Raw genomic sequence first — 24659 nt, 5'->3', positions numbered from 1 at the left:
CTTCTCGAATGAACAATAACTTCCCGCTGAAAAAACTGCAAAACATCCGCACTCCATACTATTATTATGACATGGAGCTATTGGAAAGCACTCTGAAAAAAGTTAGTGAAGAAGCCCGGAAGTACAACTTCACCGTACACTATGCCATTAAAGCAAATGCAAATGACCGCATTCTGGAAATGATACGTAGCTTTGGTTTTGGTGTTGACTGCGTGAGCGGTTATGAAGTTAAAAAAGCGCTGGAGGCCGGTTTCGGCAACAAAGGCGTTGTTTTTGCCGGTGTAGGCAAAGCCGATTGGGAAATTGAACTTGGACTGGATAATGACATCGCCTGTTTCAATGTGGAATCGGTGCCCGAGTTGGAAATCATCAACGAAATTGCTGCATCCAAAGGCAAAACAGCTAATGTGGCCATACGTATAAACCCCAATGTGAACGCCAACACCCACCATTACATCACTACCGGCCTGGAAGAGAACAAGTTTGGTATCAACCAGTGGGATTTGGAGAAAGTGACGGATGCAATCAGTAAAATGAAGCACATCAATCTGGAAGGACTCCATTTCCATATAGGATCTCAAATCACGGATCTCACCACATTCCGCGATCTTTGTGTCAGAATCAACGAATTACAAAAGTGGTTCATCTCACGTCAGATTTATCCAAAAATCATCAATGTAGGAGGTGGTCTGGGAATTGATTACAACGACCCGAATCAGAATCCAATCCCTGACTTTGAGGCTTACTTCAAAATTTTCAACGATTTTCTGGAGCTAAAACCAGATCAGGAAGTGCATTTTGAGCTGGGCAGATCGCTCGTGGCGCAATCGGGCAACCTTATCACCAAGGTTTTATATGTGAAAGAGGGTGTAAAAACCAAATTTGCCATTGTAGATGCCGGAATGACCGAACTGATACGTCCGGCACTTTATCAGGCCAGCCACAAAATTGAAAACCTCTCGAGCGTAGCCACCGAAGAAAAATATGATGTAGTAGGGCCAATTTGTGAGTCATCCGACTGTTTTGGCAAGGCATTGTCGTTGCCACACACCTCTCGCGGAGACATCATTGCCATACGGTCAGCCGGTGCTTATGGCGAAATTATGGCTTCACAATACAACCTGCGCGAATTGCCAAAATCCTTTTTTTCAGATACTATCTAAACCTAAGAAAAACGACCGGCCAACAACCGGTCGTTTCTTTTAAAATTCATAATCAACACAAGCGCGCTGTTCCAGAATCTCACGAATCTCCACAGCCACCTTCTGGTGTTCAGGATGCACCACATAGGCCTTCAGGTCGTCCCATGAGGCAAAATCGCTGATGAGTACCAAATCGTAACTCTCCTGAGGATTCTCGTTGAGACCTACTTCGATATGGCGCAATTCAGAAATGGATAGCTTTAACGCTTCCAGTGAAGACTTGAACGACTTCAGTTTCTTCTGACGCACATCCTCTGACAAATCACCCTTGAATTTAAATAGAACAACATGTTTAATCATTGTCGGAATTATTTGTTATTTTGCCATTGATTACGTGTAAATATACTAAAAAGAAACCATATGCTGATTATCGGCATTGCCGGCGGAACCGGCTCAGGAAAAACCACTGTAGTGCGTAAAATTATGGAGCAGCTGCCCATGGGAGAAGTGGCTGTTTTACCTCAGGATTCATACTATCGCGACAATGGACACATGCCTTTGGAGGAGAGGCAGAAAATCAATTTCGACCATCCTGATGCCATCGAATTTGACCTGCTGGTTGAGCACATTAATGCGCTTAAAAAAGGGCATACCATCGAACAACCGGTTTATTCCTATCTCACCTGCACCAGACAAAGTGAAACCATACGTGTTGAGCCGCGCGACGTGGTAATTGTAGAGGGCATTCTCATTCTTTCACATCCGGGACTTCGTGATATAATGAACCTGAAAGTGTTTGTTGATGCGGAGCCTGACGATAGGCTCATGCGGGTTATTCAGCGCGACATTGAAGAGCGTGGACGCACGGTGGGCAAAGTGCTGCACCGCTACGAACAAACCGTGAAACCAATGCACCTGCAATTTATTGAGCCTACCAAAAGGTATGCGGATTTGATAGTGCCGCAAGGGGGTAACAACCGTGCTGCCATCGACATCCTTACACAATATATCCTCAGAAACTTAAAAAACGGTAACTAATCAGATTATGTTGGAGCAATACCCGGCCGAAAACATCATGTTCATCGACATTGAAACTGTGCCACAGCATCCGGCGTTTGAGGAAGTTGATCCTGAGCTGCAGATTTTGTGGGACAAAAAGTCAACCTATTTCAGAAAAGAGGGCCAGTTGGCTGCCGAAGTATATGAGCGTGCAGGCATCTATGCCGAATTCGGAAAGATTGTATGCATCTCTGCAGGAGTCATTTTTCACAAAAATGGACAACGTCACTTCAAAGCCAAATCATTCGCTGGTGACGACGAAAAAGCACTTCTTGAGGAGTTTGCAAAAGTTTTATCCGGATTTACAAGCGACCCTAAAAATCACATTTGCGGTCACAATTCACGGGAGTTTGATTTTCCATTTATAGCGCGCAGGATGATTATTCATGGCATTACACTTCCTCCGGTACTGGATGTGGCCGGGAAAAAACCATGGGAGATAAAATTTCTGGACACTTTGGATTTATGGAAATTTGGCGATTACAAACACTACACCTCACTGGCTTTGCTCACCAAAATCATGGGTATTCCAACCCCTAAAGATGACATAGATGGAAGTCAGGTGGCAGCGGTTTACTACCAGGAACGTGACATTGAGCGCATAGCTGTTTATTGTGAGAAGGATGTGTTTGCCACAGCGCAATTGTTTCTGCGTTTCAAAGGCGAACCACTCATTCACCAGGAGAATTTCACCAGGGCATAAGCAGCAAGGTGGCAATTCTGTTGCCGTCGCACATTAAATAAATATTACAGGCGTTAAGCTCTTCCACCAAATAAGGCTACTTGCCTCGTATCAGGTGAATGGGGCCTTGGCGTCGGTATTTTTCGTTGGGCTGATATCCTTCGGCTTCGATGTAATAGAAATAGACACCTGGCGCACCCATACTTCCACCAACTGTGCCATCCCATCCTTCGGCAGGATTGGATGATTCAAACACTTTTCGTCCCCAGCGGTTATATATCAACATATTGAATTTACGCAACGAGCGATATACCACACGAAACTCATCATTTACACCATCGCCATTGGGGGTAAAGGTATTTGGAATTTCGAGCATCGACTCCATCACATTCACAACCAGAGGAGACTCCATCTGATGCACACATCCCGAAAAATCATTTATTACCGTTAGGTTTACTGTATCGGTTCCAAATGAGGTGAAAACATAAAACGGGTTTCGCTCCACAGCCCGGCCAAAACGACCAAATTGCCATGACCAGCCTGTGATATTGCCTTTGCTCTGATCCTGAAAACGAATCTCAATAGGCGCTGAACCCTCGGCACTGCTGTGTACCTCATGTAACACCTCCGCTTTCACTAAGTCAGCCTTGTAATCAGCCTTGACCGCCAATGCTGTATAATTAAGTACGGCATTGGCCAAACCCCCTACCCTGTCGCGAACGGTAACCTCAAACTGCGTGTTTTCAACCGGAGCGTCTATATCTACAAAAGCTCCCGTACCTACTGAACTCACCGGCGTGTTTCGCCATTGATACGTACGATTGTAATTGACAAATCCCTGACTACCTGAAACAGGATCATAATATGCCAGTGGCAGAGAGTCGTTCTTCACCAAAAGATTCAGCTTAAAACAATCCTCATACAACACATCTATGGTGGCGTCCATCAACACAGGTTCATACACCCAGCACCGGAACACCACTTCATCGCCGGGAGCGCGGGTAACACGCAACTGGTAACCACCAGCATCGGAAACCAGAATTGATGCTGAATTGCCGGTTTGCAACTGCAAAACCTGCGTCCAACTGTTATCTGATGGGTTGTGACGTGTCCACTGGAAGGTAAAATTGGCTTCTGGATCATTGGTTTGATACTGAAGCACTGCATTTTGCAACGGACTAAACAAATACACCGGATCCGAAGGAAGATAAGAAGTTGAACCTGTTGACAAGGCGCCAACAGCCGTAATTTGGGCATGAACCGATGACGTAGTCAAAACCCCTGCTAATGCCATCACTTTTAAAAGGTGAACCAACAATCTCATTGGCAATATCGTATTAATGGTATCTTCTCTTTAGCTAATGAAATAAAGATAGAAGCAGATACCCTGATTTCTTTACAAAATACAATCTCGTACATGTGTATGGCAATCTGCTCTCATCCTCACCAAACAATTGATACAAAAGCCACAGGCAGATGCCAAAACATAGGCGAAATTACAACTTTCATCTTTATATCATTACTGTTTAACGGAATATTGCAATTTTAATTATCAAAGAGCCAGATAAATTTGTGTTTGTATTACATGGGCGTTTGATTATTTTTGTGTGATAAAAGAAAAGTACCAACCTCCATCACACCGACGTGCAAAATCATCTGGAACAGCTAAACACAGCACAAAACGAGGCCGTAATAAACACTGAAGGTCCCGCTCTGGTAATTGCCGGTGCCGGCTCAGGCAAAACACGTGTTCTCACTTTCCGCATTGCCTACCTGCTGTCCAACGGTGTAGCACCATGGAGCATCCTGGCTCTCACATTTACCAACAAAGCGGCACGTGAAATGAAAGAGCGCATTGGCTCGATTGTTGGAAACGAAACTGCACGCAGACTCTGGATGGGCACATTCCACTCCATTTTTTCACGTATTCTCAGAACCGAATCAGAGCGTATTGGCTTTCAATCAAGCTTTACAATATATGATACCGCTGACTCCAAAAGCCTCATCAAGTCGATTGTTAAAGAATTAAATCTCAACGAAAAAGAGTATAAACCCGGCGAAATACTATCCAGAATATCCTCAGCAAAAAACGACTTGGTATTGCCCCCGGCATACGCCAGAGATCAACACAGATTGATGGCCGACAAGGCAGCACGCATGCCAATGATATATGAAATATACCAGCGCTACATGCGAACCTGCTTTAAATCAGGCGCAATGGATTTTGACGACCTGCTTTTGAATACCAATCTGCTTTTCAGAGACCATCCGGATGTACTTGCAAAGTATCAACAGCAATTCAAATACATCCTGGTTGATGAGTATCAGGACACCAATTTCTCACAATATCTGATTGTGCGCAAACTTGCCGAACAACATAAAAATGTGTGCGTAGTTGGCGATGACGCACAGAGTATCTATAGTTTTAGAGGTGCAAAAATTGAGAACATACTCAACTTCAGAAACGACTATCCTGGTTACAAACTCTTTAAACTTGAGCAGAACTACCGCTCCACCCAAACTATTGTTAACGCGGCCAATAGCATAATAGCCAACAATAAGGGGCAGATAAAAAAAGTTGTATTCTCCGAAAACGATATGGGTGAAAAAATCAGGCTCCTCAATGCATTTTCTGATATTGAAGAGGGTTTCCTGGTTGTGAATGATATAGTCTCAAAAAGAGTAACGGCACATTGTACATTCGCCGATTTTGCGATACTTTACCGAACCAATGCCCAGTCACGTATTTTCGAAGAGGCGCTGCGGAAAAACAACATCCCATATAAGATTTACGGAGGTCTCTCATTTTACCAGCGCAAGGAGATAAAAGATCTGCTTGCATACTTGCGCATGGCTGTTAACCCCAAGGATGGGGAAGCACTAAAACGAATCATCAACTACCCGGCAAGAGGCATTGGAAAAACCACGCTCGACAAGTTGGAAGCTGCCGCTGCTCATCATGGGGTATCCGTTTGGGAAGTGCTGAATCACCCTGCATTGCCGAGCCTGGGATTCAATGCCGGCACACTAAAAAAACTCAATGCATTTATTGTTTTGATAAATGAATTTGGCAGACTAGTACCCGTGATGAATGCTTTTGAAATTACCACTGAAATTGTGACACAAAGTGGCATTTTAAAGGAGCTGCATCAGGATAAAACAACCGAAGGACAAACAAGAGTAGAGAACCTGGATGAATTATTGAACGGTGTAAGAGAATTTACCGACGAAAGAAAAGAGAGTGGTTCAGAAAACACCATCATCCATTTTCTGGAAGAGGTTTCGCTACTCACCGACCAGGATAACGAAGACCCTGACGATTTGAACAAAGTAACCCTGATGACCATCCACTCGGCAAAAGGTCTTGAGTTCAACCATGTATATATTGTTGGAGTTGAAGAGGGACTCTTCCCCTCGCCCATGGCATCCCATTCGGAGCAATCCATTGAAGAGGAACGACGTTTGTTTTATGTTGCTGTTACCCGCGCCGAAGCAAGTGTCACCTTGTCCTATGCCAGAAGCCGATTTAAATATGGAGAGCACAACTTTGTGAGCCCAAGCCGTTTTCTTAACGACATAGACAAGAACTACATAGACAATGCGAGCGATTTGCCGGTTTTCAAAAAACAGGAACGAAGCCAGCCCCCGTTTGAAAAGAAAGCGCCTTTTGGCAATACCCAGTCGGCACAAACCAAGCCGGCATACAATTTTAAACAGCGTGAAACCCCACAGCCCCGGTTTACGCAAACCGCATCCTCCAGTGGCGCCCAAATATCTATTGGAACAAAAGTTGAGCATGAACGTTTTGGATATGGCGAAGTAATTGCGCTCGAAGGAAACCCTCCTAACGTAAAAGCCACAGTGGTTTTTAAAAATGCCGGTGAAAAACAATTATTGCTAAAGTTTGCCAAACTTAAAATATTGAACTAATTTTGAGACTTTGACGAAACCCACCGTTGCACTCTCCGTAACAACCTCAAATAGTATCACTAAACGTGAACAATGTATTACACATTGACCTCTACGTTCCGAATATTGACAGACCCTGCCAGTTGCATGTGATACAGATTGTTACTGATAAAACGATAGCTTTCCTTAATACAAGAAACATTAAACTTCATTTGAATCAATAAATGGATTACAATTCAACACGCAAACCGCTTGTTCTTCCGGAGTATGGGCGGCACATCCACAAAATGGTTGAACATGCGCTGAGCATAGAAGACCGCGAAGAACGCACACGTTGTGCGCACGGCATCGTTACTGTAATGGGCAATCTTTTCCCCCACCTTCGCGATGTGAGTGATTTCAAGCATAAACTTTGGGATCATCTTGCCATCATGTCCGATTTTAAGTTAGACATCGACTTTCCGTATGATTTGCCCGAAGCAGCCAATTTTACTTCGAAGCCGCAAAAAGTTGCTTATAGCGTCAACCGCATGAATTTTCGCCACTACGGCAAACTCATTGAGCAGATGATTGACAAAGCCATTGAAATGGAGGAAGGAGAGCTTAAAAATCACCTCATAGCCCTCATATCTAACCATATGCGCAAATCACTTCTCAACTGGAATAAAGATTATGCCACCGATGAGCGCATTGTTCAGGATATAAAATACCTGTCAAAAGGCAAACTGGAAGTATCGGTTCAGCAGACCAAAACACTGGAAACGCGTGAACCCCAGAACCGTCAGAGAAAAAAACATTTTGTTCGTAAAACCCGCGACTAATCAAACAATTGAGGTAAAACTCCTGATTCATGAACAGTTTTGAAATAGCCGGCCCCTGTCGTATGTCGGGTGAAATCATTCCGCAGGGAGCAAAAAACGAAGCCCTTCAGATAATCTGCGCTACACTCCTGACACCCGAAACCGTTGAAATACAAAACATCCCGGATATTCTGGATGTAAACAACCTTATCGAATTACTTGGCGAGTTAGGCGTTGAAATCACGCGAACATCTGCCAACACATGCCTTTTTAAGGCTGCCAGCATCAACCTGGAGTATCTTCAAAGCATGGAGTTCCGTAAGCGAGCCTCTTCGTTAAGAGGTTCCATCATGATTATGGGGCCACTGCTGTCACGATATGGAAAAGCTTTTTTTCCAAAGCCAGGCGGTGATAAGATTGGACGCCGACGAATGGACACCCACTTTTATGGCTTTGAGAAACTTGGTGCGCGTTTTGAATTTAATCCGGATGAGATTTTCTATACCGTGCATGCCGAATCCATGAAAGGCACCTATATGCTGCTCGATGAGGCCTCGGTAACCGGAACTGCCAATATTATTATGGCAGCAGTTTTAACACCCGGCACCACCACCATCTACAATGCAGCCTGCGAACCATACATACAGCAATTATGCAAAATGCTAACACGTATGGGCGCCAAAATAAGTGGCATAGGATCCAATCTGCTTACCATCACAGGTGTAACTTCCTTGGGCGGATGCAAACATGAGATTTTGCCAGATATGATTGAAGTTGGCAGTTTCATCGGCATGGCTGCAATGACCCAGAGCGAACTTACCATAAAAAATGCTGCCCCAGACCATTTGGGCATTATTCCTTTGGCTTTCAGCCGAATGGGCATTCAAATGGAAATCAGGGGAGAAGACATTTACATCCCTTCGCAAAAAGAGTATGTTATTGAGACCTTTATCGATGGGTCTATAATGACCATTGCCGATGCACCCTGGCCTGGACTTACCCCTGATTTGCTAAGCATCTTTCTGGTTGTAGCCACCCAGGCAAAAGGGAGTGTGCTGATACACCAAAAAATGTTTGAGAGCCGTCTCTTTTTCGTAGATAAGCTTATTGACATGGGAGCTCGCATCATACTCTGCGATCCGCATAGAGCCACAGTGATAGGCAACAACCACGAAATGCCATTAAGGGGCAGTGTGATGACTTCTCCTGATATTCGTGCCGGCGTAGCACTGCTTATTGCCGCCCTTTCGGCACAGGGGAAAAGCATTATTCACAACATTGAACAGATAGACCGTGGTTATCAGAACATTGACACCCGGTTAAATCAATTGGGCGCATCCATCCGAAGAATCTAAGGCGTCGTTCACATAAGAAATACGTTCGTTGGTCATTTTTGTGCCTTTTTAACAAAACACTAATCACCTTACTAACAGGCGATTGGTGTTTTTGTTTTATAATATAAACATACATTTTAACTTAAGCAAACACTTCGATTTGGAAAATACCTGCTTTGTAGCATAATTTTGCTGCATATAAAACACCGGTCAACGAATCTCTGCCATTCATCTAAAAAATACCAGACAAACCAAAAAATAGGCAGAAATTTGTTCCGTGATTATTCACCAAAAACAATTATATGAGAATTAAAGCAGTGATTTTGACTTTAATAGCAGGGCTGGCATTTCTCTCATTCATGAATGGCGCCTTTACTCCGGCCATAGGGCTCGAAATAGGAGACAAAGCGCCACAAATTACCTCTCAACTACTCGATGGCACACGCTTTACCTCTGACTCCCTGAAAGGGAAAATGGTTTTGATTGACTTTTGGGCATCCTACGATGCGCCATCAAGAATTGACAATTTCAGAAAGAAGATGCTATTGCAACAATACCATGACACTGAGTTTTACAACAGTGACGGTTTTGTTATTGTTAGTGTATCGCTTGACAGGTTTAGGACGCCATTGCTTAGCACCATAGAGCGAGATGAATTACACGACTTTTTTCACCTTTGTGACTTTAGCGGTCGCGAATCAGAGCTAGCCAGCACTTTTGGAGTCAGCGAGAAACTGACCAATTTTCTTATCGATGGAGAAGGACGCATTGTTGAGAGAAGCGTTGACCTCGATAAAATTGAAGCCACCCTGGAGCGCCTCCAGTCGGTTGACAGAAACCGATTTGCCGCTTACAGACGCTAATTACAAACTGAATCATCCACATTAATCTGTTTAAACATGCAAACCATTACTCTCAGAATCACATTGATTGGCTTACTATTTTTTCTTTCTTTTCCTGAATTTGGAGCACAACCCAAACCCGGTCTGGAAATTGGGAATAAAGCACCTGAGATAAGCCTCAAGAACCCAAACGGTGAACAATTATCACTCTCGGAACTAAAAGGCAAAGTGGTTCTCATAAGCTTTTGGGCATCCTGGTGTGGTCCCTGCCGCAGAGAAAGCCCAAATTATGTGGCCATCTATAATGAGTTTAAAAATAAACAGTTTAAAAATGGCAATGACTTTACCATTTTCAGCGTGTCACTAGACAGAAACGCCGATGCATGGAAAAAAGCAATACAGGATGACGCACTGGCATGGAATACGCATGTAAGCGATTTGGCCGGATGGCAGTCAGACGCAGCACGGTTATATGGCATTAACTCTATACCATCTAACGTGCTGATAAGCGGAGACGGTATTATTTTAGCAAAAAACATTAAGGGTGAAGAACTAAACCAGTTTTTAAAACAACTTATCAGGTAATAGAATATATTGCCAAACAGAGAAAACAAAGACAGTGTCAGTATTTCTGATGCTGTCTTTGTCATTATTTCAGTAGCACAAAGCCTCACACCTGAAGATACTGTCAAAATGTCCCGTATTAACAAATTGGCAAAAAAATTGAGTACTTTTGCAGGTCTCAAAATGCAATCGTTCACGACTATTTGAGAGATTATTAAACAGAAAACAAGAAACTATTCATCGACATGAGTAAAAAACACGCTAAGCATAAAGAGCAGGAAGAGATAACCCCAGAAAATGAAACAGTTGAGCAAGCAGCTGACAACACATCAGAAACCAATGGTGACAACCAGACTCAGGCTAAAGATGACGCTTGCGACAGTAAAATAGAAATGCTCGAGAAAAAAGTTGAAGAACTCAACGACAAGCACCTGCGACTTATCGCTGAATACGACAATTACCGCAAGCGCACCCTGAAAGAGAAGATGGAGCTTGCGAAAACAGCAGGAGAAAAGCTGATTGTTGGCATTCTGCCAGTAGTTGACGATTTTGATCGTGCATTACAGCACCTTAACAAAGCAAGCGACCTCGATGCGGTGAAAGCCGGGATTGAACTCATTTATAACAAATTCATCAATTTCTTAGACCAGCAAGGTGTTAAGGAAATTGACACAAACAACCAGGATTTTGATGCAGATTTGCACGAAGCGGTAACAAAAATACCTGCACCATCGGAAGATATGAAAGGTAAAATTGTGGATTGTGTTCAAAAAGGTTATCTGTTAGACGAAAAAGTCATCAGGTATCCTAAAGTAGTTGTTGGAGAATAAATTAAAGCCACCTGTCATGTCAAAAAGAGATTACTACGAAATACTGGAAGTAAGCAAAAATGCTTCGGCCGAAGAGATAAAAAAAGCTTACAGAAAAAAAGCCATCCAATTTCACCCTGATAAAAATCAAGGAAACAAGGATGCTGAGGAGAAATTTAAGGAAGCTGCTGAAGCATACGAAGTGTTGAGCAACGATGAGAAACGCAGGCGTTATGACCAGTTTGGACATGCAGGTGTTGGCGGTGCATCCGGAAGCGGTGGTTTTGGTGGGGGAATGAGCATGGAAGATATTTTCTCCCATTTTGGAGATATATTCGGCGGCAGCTTTGGCGGGTTTGGTGGCTTTGGCGGGTTTGGATCGTCACGCGGACAGCGGGTAAATAAAGGTTCAAATCTTCGGGTTAAAGTAACGCTTACACTTCAGGAGATTGCCAACGGTGTAGAGAAAAAAATTAAGGTAAAGAAATATGTGAGCTGCCACCATTGTAATGGTACAGGTGCCGACAAGGGATCTTCTTTCAGCGATTGTCATACCTGTCGGGGAACCGGACAGGTAACACGTATTTCCAACACCATTCTGGGGCAGATGCAAACCACATCAAGCTGCCCTACCTGTAGCGGAGAAGGCCGCATTATTACAAAAAAATGTGCTGAATGTAATGGCGAAGGCCTTTTGCGTCAGGATGAAGTGGTTACCATTAACATACCTGCCGGCGTAGAAGAAGGCATGCAGCTTTCGGTATCAGGCAGAGGAAACGCAGCACGCAGAGGCGGCATCAATGGGGATCTCCTGGTGCTCATTCAGGAAGAGAAACATCCTGAACTAATCCGCGATGGCAGCGACCTTATTTACAATCTCACGCTAAGCATTCCTGATGCAATTCTTGGTGCACCGGTAGAAATTCCGACAGTTGAAGGAAAGGTAAAAGTGAAAATTGAGGCTGGCACACAACCGGGAAAAATACTTCGTCTGAAAGGCAAAGGACTCCCCGAAGTAAATGGCTATCACAGAGGCGACTTGCTGGTTCGAATCAATGTATACATTCCCAAAGACCTCACAAAAGAAGAGATTCGGTCTGTTGAAAAACTGAAAGATTCAGCTTCATTCGTGCCGAAGGAAGGCGAAGAGATGAACTTCTTTAGCCGTATGAAAAACATGTTTGACTAACCAATTCTGGCGGCAACGCCTAATTTAAGATGAACATTCAACAACTGGAATATATTGTGGCGCTTGACGATCACAGACATTTTGTGAGTGCTGCCGATGCCTGCCACGTTACACAGCCAACCCTTACCATGCAGTTAAAAAAGCTGGAGGAAGAGATTGGCGTACAGTTGTTCGACCGCACAAAAAAACCGTTGCGCCCAACGCCAGAAGGAGACGTTTTCATTAGTCGTGCACGGCGCATCCTATTGGAACTCCAAAACCTGCAGGAAGCCATTAAAGATGAGCAATCAAGCATTAAAGGAGAGTTCCGGCTGGGCATAATACCAACACTAGCCCCGCATCTTCTGCCTCTGTTTCTCCAACGTTTTATCGAAGAAAACCCGGACACCATTCTGCGTATTGAAGATATGGAGTCAGAATCGATAATTAAAGCTTTGAACGAAAACCGGCTCGACATGGCCATTATGGCTACACCTACCGGAGAACGCGACTTAAAAGAGACAGTTATTTTTAACGAGGCGTTTGTATTTTATGCGGCGGAAACCCACAAACTGCTCAAAAGCGAAACCATATTGCCCGAACAGTTAGACACCAACAATCTGCTGTTACTGACCGAAGGCCATTGTTTCAGAAATCAGGCTCTTCACATTTGCCAAAGCAACCTCAAGAAAAAAAGTATCGGTTTTCATTACGAAAGCGGCTCCATTGAAACGCTAAAAAGTCTGGTTAGAAAGGGATTGGGTTACACACTGGTTCCCGAACTGGCCATCAACGGCATTGATAAGAACCATTACAAACGATTTGAAAAACCGGAGCCGGTGCGAGAAATAAGCATTGTAACGCACTCCAGCTTTAACCGTTCACTGCTTATCGACCGGTTAAAATCTGCAATCCGCGATTCTTTGCCACCTCATATCGACCGACCTAAGGAGTTTGTAAAAATAAAATGGCGTTAAGCCAACAAAAAAAGGGACTGTGAAAACACAATCCCTTTTTTGTTGCTATAAATCTTAAAAGCACTAATTCAATCGCGCAATGCTCTCCTTAATGGCGCTGATTTTTGCTTCAGCATCGGCTCTTTTCTGCTGCTCTAAGGCCACAACCTGCTCCGGAGCGCTGGCAACAAATCGCTCGTTACTCAGTTTTTTCATTACACCAGCTAAAAAGCCTTCGGTGTACGCCAGCTCCTTCTGAAGTTTTTCCAGCTCTTCGGCCGCATCTATATTCATCTCCAGCGGCACAAAAAATTCTGATGATTTCACAAAAAAGGATACGGCGCCTTCAACTTTTTTATCAACCTTTAAAACAGACTCCAAATTCACCAATTTCTGCACTACCGGATTGAATCGCTCAATGTAACCATCATCTCCAACAAGCACATTTACTTTGAGCAGGTCGCGTATGGGAATGTTACGTTCTTTGCGCACTGTTCGTACGTTAACTATGGTTTCCTTCACCAATTCAAACTGCTTCAGAATTGATTCGTCATAAGATTTCACCTCCGGCAACAGGCTTACCATGATACTTTCGCCATCCTTTCGGTTTGCAATATGATGCCATATCTCTTCGGTAATGAAAGGCATGAAAGGATGCAAAAGCCGCATCAAATCATCAAAAAAGCCTATGGCAGCACGATAAGTTTTCCCGTCAACCGGCATTTGATAAGCAGGCTTAATCATCTCCAGGAACCAACTCGAAAACTCATCCCAAAAGAGGTTATACACAGACATGAGGGCATCGGACACGCGATACTTCTCAAAATGATCGTTAATCACCTCCATCTCTTGTTGCAAACGATGGCCAAACCATTCGATGGCCAAAGCAGCACTCTCGGGCTGATCTATTTGCTCATCAACTTCCCACTGTCTAACCAATCTGAATGCATTCCAGATTTTATTCGAGAAATTTCGTCCCTGCTCGGGTAAGCTTTCGTCGAACCTGAGATCGCCACCTGCCGGCGAGCAGAGCAGCATACCCACCCGCACACCATCGGCACCAAATGTTTTAATCAACTCAAGCGGTTCAGGACTGTTTCCCAGCGATTTGGACATTTTACGTCCGATTTTATCGCGAACCATACCCGTGAAATAAACATTTTTAAAAGGATACGTATCTTTAAATTCATATCCGGCCATAATCATACGCGCAACCCAGAAGAAAATAATGTCGTGGCCGGTTACCAAATCGTTGGTAGGATAATAGTAATCTATCTCCTTGGTATCTTTGCTAAAGCCATCAAATACAGTAATTGGCCAGAGCCATGACGAAGCCCAGGTGTCCAGCACATCCTCATCCTGACGTAAATCAGCCATGGTGAGAGCCGCGTTGCCAGTAAGTTTTTGAGCTTCAGCCAACGCCAACTCATCCGACTCAGCCACTACAAACGTACCATCGGACAGATAATAAACAGGGATTCGATGTCCCCACCACAATTGACGGGATATACACCAATCCTTCACATTTTCCATCCAGTGGCGATAAAGGTTTTTAAACTTTGGTGGATGAAAACGAATCTCATCGCTCATCACAGCATCCAGAGCAGGTTTTGCAATATCAGTCATCCGCAAAAACCACTGTGTACTCAATTTGGGTTCAATAACCTCATCGGTTCTTTCAGAGTAGCCTACTTTGTTGGTATAATCTTCCACTTTGGCAAGGTTGCCAGACTCCTCCAGGGATTTTTCAATTTTCTTGCGCACCACAAAGCGATCCTCTCCCACAAAAATGCCAGCTTTCTCGCTTAATGTTCCGTCGTCATTTAAAATATCAATAGACTCCAGATTGTGACGCATGCCTATTTCGTAGTCGTTGATGTCGTGAGCAGGCGTAATTTTCAGACATCCTGTTCCAAACTCCATATCCACATACTCATCAAGAATTACAGGAATTGAGCGATTGATGAGTGGCACAAGCACCCGCTTGCCGGCCAGATGGGCGAACCTTTCGTCGGCTGGATTAACGCAGACTGCTGTGTCGCCCAGAATTGTCTCAGGGCGTGTAGTTGCAATGGTCACAAACTCGTTGGCGGAGCCATCCACCTGATATTTGATATAATAGAGTTTAGACTTAACCTCCTTATACACCACCTCCTCATCGGAAACAGCGGTTTTAGCCTTGGGATCCCAGTTAACCATGCGGATACCGCGGTATATGTAACCTTTGCGATACAAATCCACAAACGTTTTTATAACACCTTGGCTGCGCACCTCATCCATGGTGAAGCTGGTGCGATCCCAGTCACATGAAGCACCCAGTTTTTTTAACTGCTCCAGAATAATCCCACCATGCTTGTTTGTCCATTCCCAGGCGTGCTCGAGAAAAGCATCGCGCGACAGGCTGAATTTTTCAACGCCCTCATCACGCAGTTTATTAACAACTTTAGCCTCAGTAGCAATGGAAGCGTGGTCGGTGCCGGGCACCCAACAGGCATTTTTGCCTAACATACGCGCCCTGCGCACCAAAATATCCTGAATGGTATTGTTTAGCATGTGTCCCATATGCAACACGCCGGTAACGTTAGGCGGAGGAATTACTACGGTATATGGTTCACGTTCATCGGGCAAAGACCTGAAAAAGCCCTTTTCCATCCAGTATGCATACCATTTGTCTTCGGTTTGTGAAGGATCGTACTTGCTTGCTATCTCCATGATGTATGTTTGATTCTAAAGTTTCATGATTACAATCTGTATGCCCCTTGCTAAATATCATTTAGCTAAACTATAAGGCATAAGAATGCAAAAATAGGAAATTTTAATAAAGAATAAGTTGGAAAGGAAAAGTCAAATTTGCGTTAAAATCCGGAAAATGTAACCTGCAAGCCCAAATGTTGATAACGTCCTTTGTCAAATCCGGCATATATGCCTAAACCGCCTACCATAAATATTCTGCTAATGCCGTATCCAACCTGAACATAGTGAGGCCTCTCAGGTGTAGGAAGATAGGTAAAGGATAAATCTTCATTCCAGAGCCGATTACTGAATAGTGGCAGATACTTCAATGCCAGCCAGGGCGTTGAATACAACAGATCTGCTTTCAAATAATTTCGTGCCGTAGACATTTCATAATCATCAACCAGATAGAGCGATCCCATTCCATTGCCAACAACCAGCGGTGCAGCAGAACCCGCAAAATGCTTAAAACGCGAAAAGTGCATATTGTTATTTCGCAAGAACAGACCCGCGTTAACCGCCCACGAAAGTGCAGGTTGAAAGGTAAAGCCTGAGCGCTTGGAGATGCCACCCTCAAGCAAGAGATAATCAGAAGAACTTGCGAAAAGAGACGCGCCGTGTTCGGCACCCAACACAAATGTGGGATATTTTGAGTGTAGCATCACTTTTCGGCCATTACGCAACATGTAGTGATGTAGGGGAGTGTATGACAATTCCACTCTGGATACAAAAGCATCTTGTGCCTTAAAATGTGCATCAGAGGCCCACGTATGCACTACCTGATTGGGATGATACTGACTGCTTCTCTTAAAGAAAGAGTAGTTCGTTTGATTTTGCAATGGCGCGAAACGATGGTATGCCATACTTGCATCCACCACAAATCCGTTCACCAAATCAACCTGATTGGTCAATGAAACAAAATCATGATCGTAATAGCGCGAATAATTCTCTTTAAAAAGTAAAGACGATGCCATATTTACCAGCGGAAAGAGGCCTGCATCACCCTTAAAATCGGAGGCACCAGAGCCGGCTTCCAATTTGAGAACACCGCGGCGCAAAGGAGCATACCACTGAGAAACTGCCACCCTTCCAAAAAGTGATTTCCGGGCAAATGCATAGCCAAGGGAGGCCTCGGCCTTTAATTGAGATAGAGAATCCTTGCCCCATATAAAGCCCGCCTGTTGTGCATACCTCCAGCCATCTACCGCATTGAAACCTATGGCTGAGAAATCAACAAGTCCGTTATACTGGAATTGGTTTGGTCCCGTTCTGGGGATACTACCACCATACAGAATCATCTTTCGGGTATTGGCAAACCGGCTCTTTGCATTCAGCGTGTCATTGTTATTAGATGCCTTTGTCAAGGCCAGGAGACTGTCGCCACGTGCAAAAGAGCGTTGCTCCGTGTTTGTAAGCGGAACAGGACGTATACCCGACCAAAAGAGAGAATCGCGTCTTACTGAATCTTTCTGAAAATCGATACGGTAGCGCCCCTCTATTCGCAAAGGCACCTCGCGAGAACGCTCATTAACAGAAGCTTCCTTCTCGACCAGAGCAGCCAGTCGAATCATATCCCGATTGCTCATCTCCTCTTTCTCGAGAATGCGCTCTATCTGCTGCTGGTTTTTAGATACAGGCTGCTCCACAGGCATCTCATTGGCAGCATCCATGCGGGCCAAATCCACCTGAGTAAGAGTTGATGGGCGCGCAATGGTTTGATCAGGTTCAACGGTGAGATATTTTACCGACCCCACATAATCGAATCGCCCTTTCACGCCCATGGTCGACAAATCCACATCAAACCGATGGTTAATCGGAAGCCAGATGTCGCCAAGCACCGGCGCAAAAACCTGCTGCATGCGCACTTTACCAAAAAATGGATTTAAAGTAAAATCGAGAGAATGGACATTCCAGTAACCCTCCACCAAGAATAGCTCCCCTTCGAGCAATTGCTGACTCTTGCGACGGGGAATAACCCGTATTCTATTTATAATTAGACCTCCATCATCGATAAAACCCTCATACCGAAACCTATAGTGACGCATGGCCTGGGGTGAGAGTGGAGAAATAAACACCTCGTTTGAAGGGTCGTAAACACTGGAAGTGATATAACCAATTGGCGAAGCCTCCTCACCAAAAGAGAAACTGCTGCGCGAATGTAGAACCGTATGATGAAAAGTATCCGGTGCTGCAAAACGAATGCGGTTTAGTGATTCGGCCGCGAATGACTGGCCTGATTTTAGCCGCTCACCATTAACCTCCAGTCCCAACAAACGTGGCACCTTATCCATCTTTAAAGAACCTCTCAGATAAACCTCTGCCTCGTAGCTGCGAGCCTGACGAAGATAGTACGGTGCCAAACCAATGGCTTTACGCATCATGGCATAAGCAGGATCCTCGCCACCCGAATAAACCCGTACCTCACGAATTTGAAAAGCCACCGGACGCAATACCACATTGAGTTCTATCCATTTTTCCGGTTCAACAGAAACCGTGAAATCCTGCCGCGAAAACCCCAATGACTGTACGCTTAGATTGTAGTTTCCCGCAGTCAGGCGCACTTCATACACCCCATCGTTATTTGTGGAGGTGCCAGTTATGAGTTCCGCAATAAAAATTGAGACACCGGGAACTGGATTATCCTGTTCGTCCACCACGCGTCCCCTGAGACCACCAGCCATCACATCCGTGATGAAAAACGACAAAAGAGCACACAAGAGAATAAAAGCGTATCTTTTCAACATAAAAATATTGATAGGTAATTGGTTTACAACTATCATCAAAAATCAAACCATACACATTAGTGCCATCATGCCATAACATCAATACCAGTTAAGCTGTCGGGCAAAAATTAAATTCTTATCTTAGTAGTTAAGGAGTAATGTTTTTTTTACTTTCGCATTTCGAAAACCTGTCATAAATCATAATTTTTGTAGTGTAACTATTATAAAATTATATAACAATTACAGAATTACGAAGCAGAACCATATAGCTGCCTCAACTGAACAAACAACACCCCCTATGCTAACCATCTCAAAAAGAGGAACAATCATGCCAGCTTCTCCCATCAGGAGACTGGTTCCATACGCAGAGGCTGCCAAACGAAAAGGCACTCGGGTATATCACCTCAATATAGGCCAGCCCGACATAAAGACACCGGAAGTAGCCATTGAATCCATGCACAATCTGGATCTTAAAGTGATTGAGTACAGTCACTCAGCCGGCAATGAGTCTTATCGTAAAAAACTGGCCGAATACTATCAAACCATCGGCATCCAAATCAACAGCAACCAATTAATGGTGACAACGGGTGGTTCAGAAGCCATCTCACTGACATTCCTTAGCTGCCTCGATCCCGGTGATGAAGTTATTGTACCTGAGCCATTTTATGCCAACTATTATGGATTTGCCTCATCCACAAGTGTAAAGGTAGTTCCATTAACATCAGATATTGACAGCGGCTTTGCGTTACCGTCGTTCACTGAGATAGAAAAGCTCATTACCCCACGTACCAAAGCCATATTCATCTGCAACCCAAACAATCCTACCGGATATCTATACACCAGAGAAGAACTGGAACAGCTCAAAGAAATTGTCATTAAGCACAACATCTACCTTTTCTCTGACGAGGTGTACCGTGAGTTCTGTTACGACGGTGCCACACACACCTCGGTAATGGAGCTTGAAGGACTCGATGAACACGCGGTAATGATAGACTCTGTTTCCAAACGTTTTAGTGAGTGCGGATTGCGGATAGGTATGCTCGTGACCAGAAATCAAGCCATTCTGGAAACTGCGTTAAAATTTGCCCAGGCCCGTTTAAGCCCGCCATCGCTGGGTCAGATTGCCGGGGAAGCATCATTAAATACGCCCAATGATTATTTTGTAGAAGTAAACACCGAGTACAATAAACGTCGTAATTTTCTCGTTGAAGAACTAAATAAGATACCAGGGGTTTACACGCCAATGCCAAAAGGCGCTTTTTATACTGTGGCCAAGTTACCAGTAGATGATGCAGACAAATTCTGCCAATGGATACTGAGCGACTTCAGTTATAAAAACCAGACGGTGATGATGGCTCCCGCGAGCGGATTCTACATCACACCCGGAAAAGGAATTGATGAAGTGCGCATCGCATACGTATTAAATATCGATGACTTGCGCAACGCCATTGAAACCCTAAGGGAGGCATTATCCGTATACCCCGGTCGAACAAACAGATGATTTATTTTTTCAAAAAAGAAGTATGAAGTTGAATTTGCGGCAGTTGGGGTTATTTCTTCTTTTATTCTTAGTTACAGGCCCGGTGTTGCCTAACAGTCCAAAACATCCGAAACTAATTGTTGTTTTGGTTATTGATGAGCTGGACAATGAGCAACTGCTTATGCTACAGCCATCACTTTCTCAAAATGGAATAAACCGCATTTCGCGTCAGGGCTTCAGGTTGATGTCGGTTACCTCTTCGGATATTTCTGGCTATCCGGGCACCCGCATCACCTCGCTGTTCTCAGGAACCACACCATCGGTACACGGCGTAATTGGCGAAAGATGGTTCGACCAGCGCACAAACAGATATGTTGAACCGGTTACAAATGATGCCGCGCAAATTAAAATTGGCTCCAGCTTAAGCCAGTCGCCTTCCATGGCCGATTATCTAAAATCAGTATTCGGCCCCACATCGCGGGCGGCGGCCATCACCCTAAACACGCCATGGATGGTCCACGCGCTGGGTTATTCACCGGATGCCTTCTTCTCTCTCGATTTGGATAACGGAACCTTTAAAGATGCCTGTTCATCAGGTTATGTAGAGCAAAGATGGTTTGCCGACTTCAACAACCAAATACGTAAGACGAATTACCTCCAACGCTATTGGGGCCCACGCAACGACATCACCTCCTACACCGAATATCGGTTTCTGGACGATAAACACAAGCAGAATTTCAGAAGCTTTTACTATGGCTTAAATGGAAATGGAAGCAACAACGGTCGTTTCAGGCAGTTTGCAGGTTCACCTTACGCCAATACGTTACTCAGAGATTTTACTGTGGCATTTCTTTCCAATTCAGATTTTGGGAAGGACAATACGCCAGACTTGCTGACAATTGGATTTACAGCCCGTCCGTTTGTTAAAACCAACGGTGTGCTGCTTCCGGCCGAGAAAGAAGACATGCTGATTCGTCTCGATGGCGACATCGCATCGTTAATTGAGTTTATGGATGTAGAATTTGGCAGAAACAACTATCTGTTGATACTTACAGCGGGAGCAAGCAGTGCCCATGACCAATCCACCTCAGGCCGTCAAGGGCTGAACAGTGGCGTGGTTGAATTTCCGAAAACAGCAGCTTTGCTAAACCTTTATCTGATGGCCATTCACGGACAGGGACGTTGGGTTCTCGACATTCACGACAACAACGTATATCTGAACCACAAGCTAATAGACGAGAAAGGTCTTTCACTAAAAGAGATACAAGAGATTTCCGCAAGATTTCTATTGCAGGTTTCAGGCATTGAACGCACCATGCCAACATACGATTTGCTGTTCAACAACCATGCAGAAACCCTATACGCCTCAAATCTGTTTCCAATGCGCACCGGCGATATTATCATCACACTTTCGCCCGGCTGGCAAACACCTGCCACCGAAGCAGGTACCAGACAAAGTGGACGTAGTGGCAAAACAACCCTCCCGTTTATTATTCGGGGTTGGAACGTTTCAGAAGGAGCATGGCTCAACAATCTCCCTCATTACATGGTAACACCAATCATTCTCAAACAACTTGGCATAAGTCATCCATCTGATGTCAATACACCCGATGTCCCCATTTTCAAGAAAGCCCATTAAAAACAACAGAAGTATAGTATCGTTAACACATTTTTAAAGCAACTATAACACTTATGTAACCTCTTTTGAATGTGAAAATGCAACATTTGTGTCTGACAACAATAATCAGACACTATGAGCAAATACAATATAATTCAGATTCTACTCACCATTTCGATACTGATTCAGAGCTGCACCCAAGTTGATGAATCACCGGTTCACATCACACAAATTTCTTCACGTACAACTGAACTTACAGGGCCAATGACCGGCATCCTGCGAGGAGGTGGCACATATCGGGTTACTGCAGATTTAATTATACCATTCAATGGTGAGATTGTTATGGAGGAAGGGGTAACATTGCTTATAGAAGTGCCGCAACTGGCGCCTCCAATTAGGATAATCAACCACGGAACCTTCACCAGCCTGGGAACAGCAGCCAATCCCAATCTTATCACTGTTGCCGAAAATCTTCAAGATAACAGAAATCAATCCGCTCAACTTTGGGGAGGCATTCAATGCTCAGAAAAAGCCCAAAAAGTGACCCTTAAATGGACGACCATTGAACACAGCGGGGGATATACCAACTCAAAAAACGCACCTGCCGGCAAACTTTACAATGGTTTATGGATTCAGAACGATGACACGAAAATCATCATTAAACACAGTGAAATACACTAAACGATAACGGTTTGTGATTTACACAGATGCCGTAATATTCAGAAAACTATTGAGTAACTCAGGTGATTTTTCCAGAACGTTTCCAACTACCACCAAATCCGCACCGTTAGTAAAGGCAAGTTTCAGTTTTTCAGCCGATGTTATTCCACCACCGGCCATCAGAGGAATCGCGACTGAGGCACGCACCGCCTTTAGCATCGCTGGCGAAACAGGGTTAACCGCTCCACTGCCGGCATCCATATAAATCATTTTCAGCCCAAGCATTTCACCAGCCATTGCGGTTGCAGCAGCAATATCCGTTTTGTTGGCAGGAATCGGGCGCGTTTGACTGATATACTCAACCGAAGTGGGACATCCTCCATCTATAAGCATATATCCGGTTGGGATAGGCTCTATGCCATGCTTTCGGATATATGGCGCAGCAATTATATGACTGCCAATTAAGAGGTCCGGATTACGGCCGGAAATCATCGACAAAAATAAGACAGCATCTACATTTGGGGTCAAGTGATTGGGGTTGCCGGGGTAAAGAACAACCGGCATGTTCAATCCATCCTTAAGAGCAGCAACAACCGGCTCAACCGGATTGCTGATAAGGCTGCCACCCACCAGGATAAGTTGTGGCGGATTGCGTCGCACCTGAGCAATAAAGCCATCGAGTTTCTCGCCACTGCATTTGTCAGGGTCGATTAACAAGGCGAGGATTTTCTCCTTGCGGCGTATTTTATCTGTAATGAAATCGTAAATCATGCCAAAATATTCTCAAAAAAGCGGGGAATGCTTACTATACAAAGTAATGCAAAAATAAGATTGTTACCAATGCCAAGCAATGAAGTACAATGGCGTAATACAATAATTAAGTTTATACTCGTGCCACACATCTGCTTTTCTCAGTCTACAACTAAAAACGCCATTCGTTTCTGCAACAAAAGGCAGAACAATCATATCATCTTTAAAGATAAGACCTGGACAATCGGCCATCTTATATAGAGTCTCTTTTGCACACCAGATAAGCGCATGATACAAATCAGCCTCGTGCGTAGTAAAAAAGTTTTCGTGCGATGGATGAATAAACCTTGAAGCAATTCTGGAGATGCGGGGCGATGGATACTCCATATCGACACCTGCCAAATCTGGCGACAGCACCACGGCAGCAAACCCGCGGGTGTGTGAAATACTTATTGTGCCGCAATAATCAGGAATAAAAGGCTTTCCGTTGGGATTGTAGTATACATCTGCACAGCCATCGGTAAGTTTATGCAACAAAACCCTTGATGCCAACCATTCAAGGCGCTTTTCTTCACACGTTATACGCTTGAGTTGAAGCACCATCTCATCCGTGGGAGACAAGGCATCCAAAAGATACTGTTCAGTCTCATTTATTTGCCAGACCGCGAGTCGTCCGCCATTACTGTTGGCAACATCTACTATTAATGGCATACAACTACATAAAAATTTGATGCTTAACGCATAAATACAAAAACCTCAACATCGCAAAAAAGAATCATTATGGGTGCATAAAAAGGCTATTCACTCAATTTCCCTTTGATATTAAGAACTCTAGTGCTTTGTTAATCGTTCCAACGCAAAGTTTCAATCATATGCACCAAATCCTCGGTTAAAAAACTCACCACAGGCGCCAGAGAATCTTTATTGGGTTTGGTTTGAAAATATAAGGATCCACGCAGGAAATGCCGCACGCTGTCGGTGGCAAAAAACTGTACGGGCGAAGCCGCATCACCCCTGATTTCAAATAACATCCCATACACATCATTCTCCTCATCAAAAAAGATATGTTCATCGATGGCTTCAGCCTTAACCACATGGTTGTATGCAAACCGGATGTTGTCTTCCAGCAGAAAATAGAGGTTATCCTCTACCTCTTTATAACTGATGTGCACGCGCGCTTTGAATTCGGGAAAAAACAGATTTATCCAGTATGGCTCAGCAGTTGGTGAAACATCGGTTTCAATTCGTCCATAAACAGGATATTCAAAACGATAGGGCATCTCTACTTCTGTAAGCTTATAAGCCTTCTCGGGCAAATCAATTCGAAAAAAGCCTCTGGGCTTTGGCGTGCCTATGTCGCGGCAAGAGGATGCAAACACCACAACTCCGGCCATCAGGAGTATGCCTTTCTTTATCAAATTAACCATTTC

21 protein-coding genes are annotated in these 24659 nt (G+C 44.2%); 14 read left to right on the top strand and 7 right to left on the bottom strand.

Annotated features, from left to right (window positions below; genetic code table 11):
• Positions 1 to 8: 8 nt before the first annotated feature.
• The gene (lysA, locus tag ALKIM_RS0110935) at positions 9 to 1163 is read left to right on the top strand and encodes a diaminopimelate decarboxylase (RefSeq protein ID WP_026474687.1); all 1155 of its coding nucleotides are present in this window, start codon (positions 9 to 11) and stop codon (positions 1161 to 1163) included.
• A 39-nt stretch (positions 1164 to 1202) separates the two neighbouring features.
• Here lysA and ALKIM_RS0110930 read toward each other — a convergent pair whose 3' ends face one another.
• On the bottom strand, positions 1203 to 1502 hold the full coding sequence (locus ALKIM_RS0110930; RefSeq protein WP_026474686.1) for a Dabb family protein: 300 nt from the start codon (positions 1500 to 1502) through the stop codon (positions 1203 to 1205).
• Positions 1503 to 1562: 60 nt separating this feature from the next.
• On the opposite strand from ALKIM_RS0110930, the gene udk reads away from it, so the two are divergent.
• A complete protein-coding gene (gene udk / locus ALKIM_RS0110925; RefSeq protein ID WP_044117898.1) occupies positions 1563 to 2180 on the top strand; it encodes a uridine kinase in 618 nt (205 codons plus the stop codon).
• A gap of 7 nt (positions 2181 to 2187) precedes the next feature.
• Entirely contained in the window at positions 2188 to 2904 is a 717-nt protein-coding gene (locus ALKIM_RS0110920) for a 3'-5' exonuclease (protein ID WP_026474684.1), read from the top strand.
• Between the two features lie 76 nt (positions 2905 to 2980).
• Here the strand turns inward: ALKIM_RS0110920 and ALKIM_RS0110915 are convergent, their stop codons facing one another.
• Positions 2981 to 4207 carry a T9SS type B sorting domain-containing protein gene (locus tag ALKIM_RS0110915; protein WP_084555867.1) on the bottom strand — a complete coding sequence of 409 codons (1227 nt, stop codon included), beginning with the start codon at positions 4205 to 4207 and terminating at the stop codon, positions 2981 to 2983.
• Positions 4208 to 4527: 320 nt separating this feature from the next.
• Between ALKIM_RS0110915 and ALKIM_RS0110910 the strand changes: the two genes are divergently transcribed.
• The 8 genes from ALKIM_RS0110910 to ALKIM_RS0110870 all read left to right on the top strand — a co-directional run bounded on the left by ALKIM_RS0110910 (position 4528) and on the right by ALKIM_RS0110870 (position 13286).
• On the top strand, positions 4528 to 6813 hold the full coding sequence (locus ALKIM_RS0110910; protein ID WP_026474682.1) for an ATP-dependent helicase: 2286 nt from the start codon (positions 4528 to 4530) through the stop codon (positions 6811 to 6813).
• A 203-nt stretch (positions 6814 to 7016) separates the two neighbouring features.
• Positions 7017 to 7613, top strand: a complete 597-nt coding sequence (locus ALKIM_RS0110905) for a DUF4290 domain-containing protein (protein WP_026474681.1) — start codon at positions 7017 to 7019, stop codon at positions 7611 to 7613.
• A gap of 29 nt (positions 7614 to 7642) precedes the next feature.
• Entirely contained in the window at positions 7643 to 8947 is a 1305-nt protein-coding gene (gene murA, locus ALKIM_RS0110900; protein WP_026474680.1) for a UDP-N-acetylglucosamine 1-carboxyvinyltransferase, read from the top strand.
• Between the two features lie 281 nt (positions 8948 to 9228).
• A complete protein-coding gene (locus ALKIM_RS18295) occupies positions 9229 to 9789 on the top strand; it encodes a TlpA family protein disulfide reductase (protein ID WP_044117896.1) in 561 nt (186 codons plus the stop codon).
• Positions 9790 to 9825: 36 nt separating this feature from the next.
• Positions 9826 to 10353, top strand: coding sequence for a TlpA family protein disulfide reductase (locus ALKIM_RS0110885; protein WP_044117895.1), 528 nt, complete (start codon positions 9826 to 9828; stop codon positions 10351 to 10353).
• Between the two features lie 224 nt (positions 10354 to 10577).
• Complete coding sequence (locus ALKIM_RS0110880) at positions 10578 to 11162, top strand: nucleotide exchange factor GrpE (protein ID WP_026474678.1); 585 nt, start codon at positions 10578 to 10580, stop codon at positions 11160 to 11162.
• A gap of 16 nt (positions 11163 to 11178) precedes the next feature.
• A complete protein-coding gene (gene dnaJ, locus ALKIM_RS0110875) occupies positions 11179 to 12330 on the top strand; it encodes a molecular chaperone DnaJ (protein WP_026474677.1) in 1152 nt (383 codons plus the stop codon).
• A 29-nt stretch (positions 12331 to 12359) separates the two neighbouring features.
• On the top strand, positions 12360 to 13286 hold the full coding sequence (locus tag ALKIM_RS0110870) for a LysR family transcriptional regulator (RefSeq protein WP_026474676.1): 927 nt from the start codon (positions 12360 to 12362) through the stop codon (positions 13284 to 13286).
• Positions 13287 to 13349: 63 nt separating this feature from the next.
• On the opposite strand, the gene ALKIM_RS0110865 is transcribed toward ALKIM_RS0110870, so the two are convergent.
• Both ALKIM_RS0110865 and ALKIM_RS0110860 read right to left on the bottom strand, forming a co-directional pair.
• Positions 13350 to 15977 (bottom strand): valine--tRNA ligase, encoded by a 2628-nt coding sequence (locus ALKIM_RS0110865; RefSeq protein WP_026474675.1) that lies wholly within the window; start codon positions 15975 to 15977, stop codon positions 13350 to 13352.
• Positions 15978 to 16120: 143 nt separating this feature from the next.
• Positions 16121 to 18742 carry a DUF5686 and carboxypeptidase regulatory-like domain-containing protein gene (locus ALKIM_RS0110860; protein ID WP_162148811.1) on the bottom strand — a complete coding sequence of 874 codons (2622 nt, stop codon included), beginning with the start codon at positions 18740 to 18742 and terminating at the stop codon, positions 16121 to 16123.
• Between the two features lie 277 nt (positions 18743 to 19019).
• Here ALKIM_RS0110860 and ALKIM_RS0110855 point away from each other — a divergent pair, with 277 nt between their 5' ends.
• From ALKIM_RS0110855 to ALKIM_RS0110845, 3 genes are all read left to right on the top strand, one after another.
• A complete protein-coding gene (locus tag ALKIM_RS0110855) occupies positions 19020 to 20222 on the top strand; it encodes a pyridoxal phosphate-dependent aminotransferase (RefSeq protein WP_026474673.1) in 1203 nt (400 codons plus the stop codon).
• 22 nt (positions 20223 to 20244) lie between these two features.
• Positions 20245 to 21840, top strand: a complete 1596-nt coding sequence (locus ALKIM_RS0110850; RefSeq protein WP_026474672.1) for an alkaline phosphatase family protein — start codon at positions 20245 to 20247, stop codon at positions 21838 to 21840.
• Between the two features lie 114 nt (positions 21841 to 21954).
• Complete coding sequence (locus ALKIM_RS0110845) at positions 21955 to 22500, top strand: hypothetical protein (protein ID WP_026474671.1); 546 nt, start codon at positions 21955 to 21957, stop codon at positions 22498 to 22500.
• Between the two features lie 18 nt (positions 22501 to 22518).
• On the opposite strand, the gene ALKIM_RS0110840 is transcribed toward ALKIM_RS0110845, so the two are convergent.
• The 3 genes from ALKIM_RS0110840 to gldD form a co-directional block, all read right to left on the bottom strand.
• Positions 22519 to 23250 (bottom strand): geranylgeranylglyceryl/heptaprenylglyceryl phosphate synthase, encoded by a 732-nt coding sequence (locus ALKIM_RS0110840; protein WP_084555866.1) that lies wholly within the window; start codon positions 23248 to 23250, stop codon positions 22519 to 22521.
• A gap of 63 nt (positions 23251 to 23313) precedes the next feature.
• Positions 23314 to 23940, bottom strand: coding sequence for a 4'-phosphopantetheinyl transferase family protein (locus tag ALKIM_RS0110835; RefSeq protein WP_026474669.1), 627 nt, complete (start codon positions 23938 to 23940; stop codon positions 23314 to 23316).
• A 131-nt stretch (positions 23941 to 24071) separates the two neighbouring features.
• Entirely contained in the window at positions 24072 to 24656 is a 585-nt protein-coding gene (gene gldD / locus ALKIM_RS0110830) for a gliding motility lipoprotein GldD (protein WP_044117893.1), read from the bottom strand.
• Between the last annotated feature and the right edge of the window lie 3 nt (positions 24657 to 24659).

Origin of the sequence: Alkaliflexus imshenetskii DSM 15055 (assembly GCF_000517065.1) — a bacterium.
GTDB lineage: Bacteria > Bacteroidota > Bacteroidia > Bacteroidales > Marinilabiliaceae > Alkaliflexus > Alkaliflexus imshenetskii.
Note: the sequence above shows the minus strand (reverse complement) of the source record. Positions and strands in the feature narration are given on the sequence as shown.

Coding starts and splice junctions, on each gene's coding strand:
- lysA (WP_026474687.1), top strand. CDS start 9: ATGAACAATAACTTCCCGCTGAAAAAACTGCAAAACATCCGCACTCCA.
- ALKIM_RS0110930 (WP_026474686.1), bottom strand. CDS start 1,502: ATGATTAAACATGTTGTTCTATTTAAATTCAAGGGTGATTTGTCAGAG.
- udk (WP_044117898.1), top strand. CDS start 1,563: ATGCTGATTATCGGCATTGCCGGCGGAACCGGCTCAGGAAAAACCACT.
- ALKIM_RS0110920 (WP_026474684.1), top strand. CDS start 2,188: ATGTTGGAGCAATACCCGGCCGAAAACATCATGTTCATCGACATTGAA.
- ALKIM_RS0110915 (WP_084555867.1), bottom strand. CDS start 4,207: ATGAGATTGTTGGTTCACCTTTTAAAAGTGATGGCATTAGCAGGGGTT.
- ALKIM_RS0110905 (WP_026474681.1), top strand. CDS start 7,017: ATGGATTACAATTCAACACGCAAACCGCTTGTTCTTCCGGAGTATGGG.
- murA (WP_026474680.1), top strand. CDS start 7,643: ATGAACAGTTTTGAAATAGCCGGCCCCTGTCGTATGTCGGGTGAAATC.
- ALKIM_RS18295 (WP_044117896.1), top strand. CDS start 9,229: ATGAGAATTAAAGCAGTGATTTTGACTTTAATAGCAGGGCTGGCATTT.
- ALKIM_RS0110885 (WP_044117895.1), top strand. CDS start 9,826: ATGCAAACCATTACTCTCAGAATCACATTGATTGGCTTACTATTTTTT.
- ALKIM_RS0110880 (WP_026474678.1), top strand. CDS start 10,578: ATGAGTAAAAAACACGCTAAGCATAAAGAGCAGGAAGAGATAACCCCA.
- dnaJ (WP_026474677.1), top strand. CDS start 11,179: ATGTCAAAAAGAGATTACTACGAAATACTGGAAGTAAGCAAAAATGCT.
- ALKIM_RS0110870 (WP_026474676.1), top strand. CDS start 12,360: ATGAACATTCAACAACTGGAATATATTGTGGCGCTTGACGATCACAGA.
- ALKIM_RS0110865 (WP_026474675.1), bottom strand. CDS start 15,977: ATGGAGATAGCAAGCAAGTACGATCCTTCACAAACCGAAGACAAATGG.
- ALKIM_RS0110860 (WP_162148811.1), bottom strand. CDS start 18,742: ATGTTGAAAAGATACGCTTTTATTCTCTTGTGTGCTCTTTTGTCGTTT.
- ALKIM_RS0110855 (WP_026474673.1), top strand. CDS start 19,020: ATGCTAACCATCTCAAAAAGAGGAACAATCATGCCAGCTTCTCCCATC.
- ALKIM_RS0110850 (WP_026474672.1), top strand. CDS start 20,245: ATGAAGTTGAATTTGCGGCAGTTGGGGTTATTTCTTCTTTTATTCTTA.
- ALKIM_RS0110845 (WP_026474671.1), top strand. CDS start 21,955: ATGAGCAAATACAATATAATTCAGATTCTACTCACCATTTCGATACTG.
- ALKIM_RS0110840 (WP_084555866.1), bottom strand. CDS start 23,250: ATGATTTACGATTTCATTACAGATAAAATACGCCGCAAGGAGAAAATC.
- ALKIM_RS0110835 (WP_026474669.1), bottom strand. CDS start 23,940: ATGCCATTAATAGTAGATGTTGCCAACAGTAATGGCGGACGACTCGCG.
- gldD (WP_044117893.1), bottom strand. CDS start 24,656: ATGGTTAATTTGATAAAGAAAGGCATACTCCTGATGGCCGGAGTTGTG.